Below are 6,042 nucleotides of genomic sequence, written 5' to 3' on the forward strand. Positions count from 1 at the left end.
TGAACTTTCCAACTTAATTTGTGGATGTCGATGCCAATGTATAACTTTGGTTGAGCAGTGGGTACAGTTTTCATATCTTATTGTTTTGGTGAACTTTAAAGATACTGGATCCACTGCTTTTTCATCGATGCTATAACAAATAGCTAAGTCTTTTCTAAATCTAAAATTTTGGTATATTTGTTAAGATCACCAAATCTTTTGATTTGGCTTTTTGAAAAATAAAGATAAAAACAAAATACAAAAGTTTTGGCTTGTGCAAGATTGAAAATTAACTCATAATTTCACGCTACTTGTCATATACAACAACGTTGGCAGCAAGTTGACCAAGGCAGAACACGAATTGAGAAATCGGAAATGAAAAGAATTTTATATCTACTTATAATTTTGACTTTAACAAGTTGCAGATATTTTAATGTTAGTCCTGTAAACGGAATTACAACTAAAAATCTGACTGAAAAACCAACTCAATCTGAAATGACTGGAATTTGGGAAGTGGATAAATTCAGTTACGAATTAAATGAGGAAAAAGGATATGAAAAGAAAAAAATCGAATTGGATTTAAAAGAAAACGGAACTTTTGAAATAACAAATCTGCCGAATTATGTAAACGTATTTGACCAAACAAAAGACCGGTTCGTTAATACAAACGGAACGTGGGAAATTGGAAAAGATTTTAAAGGAGAAAAATGGGTTCTGAATATGCGTTTTGACAAAAGCAATCTGTATGAAAACGGAATGTCGACTTCATACGATTTGTATTTACAAAATGACGAAATCATTATTTGGAATTTTATTGGAGACCCAGATTCAGGTGAAAGATTTCTATATGAGAAAAAATAAAAACCAGCTGCCAACAATGGCTATAAGTAATTGCTTGTTCTCGCCTACCTCTGAAAATCCTCGCGGATTTTCAGTTTGGTGTGTACTTGCAAAGTTGAGTGCTAAACCACGCAACTACTCATAGCCGAGACCGTTGTGCATAATGCGGAAATCGTGCAAAAACTCAACATTTGAACTAAAAAAACCAGCCGCACAAACAGCACATTTGGTTTTTGCCAACACGAAAGCCAACACTAAAAAACCAAAAGAGCTGTTTTACCCAACGCTAAAATGAACATATAATGATATTATCGAAAATTGAATTAAAAGGATTTAGAAATTATAAAAAAGCTAAAATTAATTTATCTAAAAAATCATTAATTATTGGAGCAAATGACGTTGGTAAAACAAATTTATTGTGGGCGATTAGACTTTTACTAGATAGAGGATTGTCTGACTATGATATTGAGCCACAAGATTCTGATTTTTATGCTTATGATGAAACTAATGAATTTGAAATAGTTTTACATTTTACAAATGTTGTTGAAGATTGCGTTGTTTCAAGAATGAAAGGAAAAATTAGTGATAAAGATGAGATGTGTTTAATGTATAAAGGCTACAGAGACAAAATAACTAAAGCTAAAACATTTAAGCTTTTTGCTGGTAAAACAATTAGTGACGTTGAAGAAATTGAAGATAGATACTATAGAAAAGTCTTAAATGTTAAATATATAAGTAGTAAAAGAGACTTACATAATTATATTAAAAAAGAAAAAAACTACTTATTCCAGATTGCGAAAGAAGAACGAACAGAAGAAGAAACAGAATCAGATGATAAATTATATTCTGAAATACAAAACGACTTAAAAATAGTTGATGAAAAAATTCCTGCATTAAAATTTATTTCTACGGCAACAAACACAATTAATGAAGAACTTTCCAAACTATCATTACATCACAAAAAACAAAAGGTCGTATTTGATGCAAGTACATCTAACGTTGATAGTTTTATAAATAATGTTTCAATTGCAGCCAAAAGTAATGAAGAGAATGTTCTGATTGGTGGAGATGGACGTTTAAACCAAATATACTTAGCCTTATGGGCTTCAAGAAATGGAATAACCGAAGAAAGTCTCACAGAAGTAACCATATTTTGTATCGAAGAACCAGAAGCTCATTTGCACCCACACCAACAAAGGAAATTAGCAGAATACCTAAATTCATCTTTAAATGGTCAAGTAATCCTAACTTCTCATTCGCCACAAATTACAAGTGAATTTAGTCCGAATTCGATTGTAAGATTACTTAATAAAAAAAATTCCACCAAAGCAGCTTCTGATGGTTGTTCGAAAATTATTGAAGATGCATTTATAGACTTTGGATATCGTAAAAGTATTATATCAGCTGAAGCTTTTTTTTCAGATGTAGTATTCCTTATAGAAGGACCTTCAGAAGATTTATTTTATAAAACTTTATCCAAACAAATAGAAATTGATTTAGATAGACTAAATATTAGTGTTTTAATGGTGGATGGAATTGGGTTTAAGACATATATAAATATTTTGAATAGTCTTGATATTGATTGGGTACTAAGGACTGATAATGATATTTTTAAAGTTCCGAAAAAAGATGAATATCGTTTTGCTGGCGTTCAACGATGTATTAGTTATTATAAAGAGTTTTTTGTTTCTGATAAGGAGACAGATAAACTACTTTTAGAATACGAAAATAACTTACAATGGTCAACCCCAAATCCAGAAACAGTAAATATTGAGTCTGCAAAAATAATCACCAAAGATTTAGAGAATTATGGAATGTTTTTATCTTTTAAGGATTTAGAAAACGATTTTTTTAATAGCTCATTAAACTCAGAAATTAAAGACTTTTTTTCTGGCATAGATGAAACAGAAATAGTCTCAGGTATGCAAAAAAGAAAAGCAACATTTATGTTTAACTTTCTAAAAATGAACACTAAATTTTTATCAAAACTGAAAGATGACAATATTTCAAAGCCTTTATTAGAATGTAAAAGTAAAATAGAATTAATCCAAGATGAAACCAACTAACCAACAAAAGTTAATTTTGGACTATGATGGTAATTCTGTTGTGATTGCTGCACCTGGAAGTGGAAAAACATTTGTATTATCCCAAAAAATAAAGCAAAATTTAAAATTACTACTTGATCATCAAGGAATAATCGCAATTTCATATACCAATAAAGCAAGTAATGAGTTAAAAAGTAGAAGTTTATCAAATGGAGAAAAGCCTAAAAGTTCTTTTTTTGGTACAATAGACAAATTTAATTTGTCTGAAATAATAATCCCTTTTGCTAAACATTTGTTTGGTATACCAGCAAATGAGTTTAAAATAATCAAGAATTCTTCTCTATCAAATGAAGAAAAAGAACATTTTGAATGGCTTGATAGAAAGATAACTTTAGAAGAACTTGATGAAGAGATAATTAATATAATTAAGGAATATTTTCTTAAGGGTTTAATATTAATTGAAACAATAGGTGTGTTTGCAGACTATGTATTTACAAATTCGATTGCTTGTCAAAAATATATAAAATCTAAGTACAAGTTTATTTATATTGATGAATATCAAGATTCTGGTTATCAACAACATCAAATATTTCTAAAAATTTTAAATTTAAATATAACCGCAACTGCGGTTGGAGACTTGAATCAATCTATTTATGCTTTCTCAGGTAAAGATTCTAAATTCCTACTAGAGTTAACAGAAAATGATTCTTTCAAATATTTTAAACTAGATAAAAATCATAGGTGCCACCCTTCTATAATTAATTACTCAAATTATCTTTTAAACCCAAAAACAGAACTAATTCCAGTTGATAATAACCAAATATTATTTATTAGGACTGATGGAAATGAAATATCAATTGCCAACTGGATTGATAAATATATTGAAACAATTCAAAATACTTTTAATGTCAAAAAATTAAATCAAATTGCTATTCTAACAAGAGGAAATAGAACTGGTCAAATTATTGATGAAAACTTAAATTCTAAGCATAGGTTATTTGTAAGTAATGCATTAGACATTAATCTAAATATATGGTCTGCTATATTTTCAAATTTACTATACTTCGTTTTTGATAGAGGTCATAAATTTATTGATGTGATTGAAGTTTTTTCATCCTATGAAAAATTTTCATCGAAAGAATTGAAAAAATTAAAACTATATAAACAAAATTTAGAGAGTATTGCAATACAAGAACCTATTAATAAAGAGGCGTTAAAAACAGAATTTATTAAAATTGCGAAGGTTATTTCACCAAATACATCAAGTCAAGAGTCCATAGAGCTATTACAATCCGTTCTTAGTAATGAAATAGAACTTAATTCTTATCAATCAGCTGAGGAAGATGAAATTAACATTATGACTTTACATAAGTCAAAAGGCTTAGAGTTTGACGTTGTTATACATTTAGATTTATACGAATGGATTTTGCCTAAGAAAAAACCAGGACCTAATAATGACTTCAATAACCCTATTTACGATAATTGGACTCAAGATGTAAATTTACATTATGTTGGAATTACAAGAGCAAAAAATGGTTGTATATTAATCTCAAGTACTAAAAGAACTAACTATGAATACAAACAAAAACAAGGAAAGGATTCTGAGTTTATTTGGGATAACAACATTAAAGAATTAAGACATAAGTAGCCAACGCTAAAAGCCATACACATTTGCAATTCGCTACAGCCTACACACAAGCCAAAAATTGCAAAAGAGTATGTCTCGCCAACGCTCACTTTTGAACTAAATAACAAACATTGGAAAACCAAGCTGAACGTGAAAAGCACTATGCACAACAACGTGTATAAAACATAGCTATTAAAGGCTTTCCGAGAGGTTTTTGTATATTTACAAAGTACGCCAAATTTTTTATTTGGTTATATTTATAAAAGAAAATTAAACATAAAAATAAAAAATTCGGCTCGTGCTAAATCCGAAAAGTTAGCGTTTATTTATACGCTACGTTTCATACACAAGACCGTTAGGCAACATAAAAACGAAAAAACAATAAAAATAGAGTAAGAATTGAAAATATGGAAATATTAATAAAAATTACCACTTTTCTTCTTTTAGGTTTAATATTAATTTTTCCAATTCTAATTTTGAAACGACTAAAGAAAAATATTTTGCTTAATTACTCTTTATTAAGTTTATTAATCCTTGCAATTTTAATTGTAATATTTACTTGGTGGAATAATCAATCAGATTTAATTTTACTAAATAATTTTGGGTATAATATTAATGGAATGAATCATAATGAAATTTATGAAAATGTAGCTTCTGTGAATATGGAAAAAGTAAAAAATATTGAAACATCTATAATGGGAATTAGTTGGCCTTTAAAAGCTGTATTTGGATTTGCAACTTTTATACCATATTTAATACTTCTATACATTGGAAAAATAGTTCTCGACAGAATGAAAAATAAAAGTATTACCTAAAACTGAATTAGAAACATTTAGAAAATGGAATTAACATCAAAAATTGGACAAATCTTATTTATCATAGTCTTAATTTATTTATGGAATAAATTTATAGTAAAATTAATTATCGGAAAAGTTGTTAATTTTCATAAAAAAAATAACGCGAAGAATTTGAATAAACAACCAATAAAGTTTTTTGTGGAAAATGAATTGAAAATTATTAAAATAGCGAGACTTATTTATTGGTTTGGTGGAATAATAATTATATTCGGAATTATAAAGGAATAAAAAACGTTGCCTAACACCGTGTATAAAAAAATGCTACATTAGTGCTTAAATAAAGATCGTTGCTCTTTTGTTAAGTCTGATTTTCCTGCGGAAAATCCTCGCTCACAAAAACGCAACTTTTCATACACGTATTCCAAGATCAAATCCTAATAAAAACCAGTTTTTATTATGCTGCGTGTTGCTGAAGAACCACATAAGGTGTCCCTCGCTTAACTACAGCAAATGCTCGAGCTATTAGTTTATTTCTAACATTATTTACTGCTAACATTTTATCTTTTCCTTCGGCTAATTTTTTGTTATAATATAACCGTAATTCACTATCGTGTTGGATTGCCGATACACTGGCCATACTCAATAAGCTTTTCATTTTCCTGTCTCCCAAATAATGACATTGCTTTCTGCGATGAATACTAGTTCCTGAACGATGCTCGAAGGGAGCCGTTCCGCAATAACTGGAAAAGGCTCG

5 protein-coding genes are annotated in these 6,042 nt (G+C 28.8%); 4 read left to right on the forward strand and 1 reads right to left on the reverse strand.

The features are described from left to right. The first annotated feature begins 384 nt into the window (after positions 1-384). The 4 genes from LX95_RS14195 (at position 385) to LX95_RS14210 (ending at position 5,306) form a co-directional block, all read left to right on the forward strand. Positions 385-840, forward strand: a complete 456-nt coding sequence (locus LX95_RS14195) for a hypothetical protein (protein WP_146240801.1) — start codon at positions 385-387, stop codon at positions 838-840. A 281-nt stretch (positions 841-1,121) separates the two neighbouring features. Next, complete coding sequence (locus LX95_RS14200; RefSeq protein WP_111542122.1) at positions 1,122-2,885, forward strand: ATP-dependent nuclease; 1,764 nt, start codon at positions 1,122-1,124, stop codon at positions 2,883-2,885. Then, a complete protein-coding gene (locus LX95_RS14205) occupies positions 2,872-4,512 on the forward strand; it encodes a UvrD-helicase domain-containing protein (RefSeq protein WP_111542123.1) in 1,641 nt (546 codons plus the stop codon). The genes LX95_RS14200 and LX95_RS14205 overlap by 14 nt, the downstream gene beginning before the upstream one ends. Positions 4,513-4,898: 386 nt before the next feature. Continuing rightward, positions 4,899-5,306 (forward strand): hypothetical protein, encoded by a 408-nt coding sequence (locus LX95_RS14210; protein WP_111542124.1) that lies wholly within the window; start codon positions 4,899-4,901, stop codon positions 5,304-5,306. 436 nt (positions 5,307-5,742) lie between these two features. Here LX95_RS14210 and LX95_RS14220 read toward each other — a convergent pair. Then, the coding region (locus LX95_RS14220) for a transposase (protein WP_146240802.1) at positions 5,743-6,042 on the reverse strand (300 nt) is incomplete at its 5' end.

The organism is Mesonia algae, from assembly GCF_003253545.1.
Lineage (GTDB): Bacteria > Bacteroidota > Bacteroidia > Flavobacteriales > Flavobacteriaceae > Mesonia > Mesonia algae.

Coding starts and splice junctions, on each gene's coding strand:
- LX95_RS14205 (WP_111542123.1), top strand. CDS start 2,872: ATGAAACCAACTAACCAACAAAAGTTAATTTTGGACTATGATGGTAAT.
- LX95_RS14210 (WP_111542124.1), top strand. CDS start 4,899: ATGGAAATATTAATAAAAATTACCACTTTTCTTCTTTTAGGTTTAATA.
- LX95_RS14200 (WP_111542122.1), top strand. CDS start 1,122: ATGATATTATCGAAAATTGAATTAAAAGGATTTAGAAATTATAAAAAA.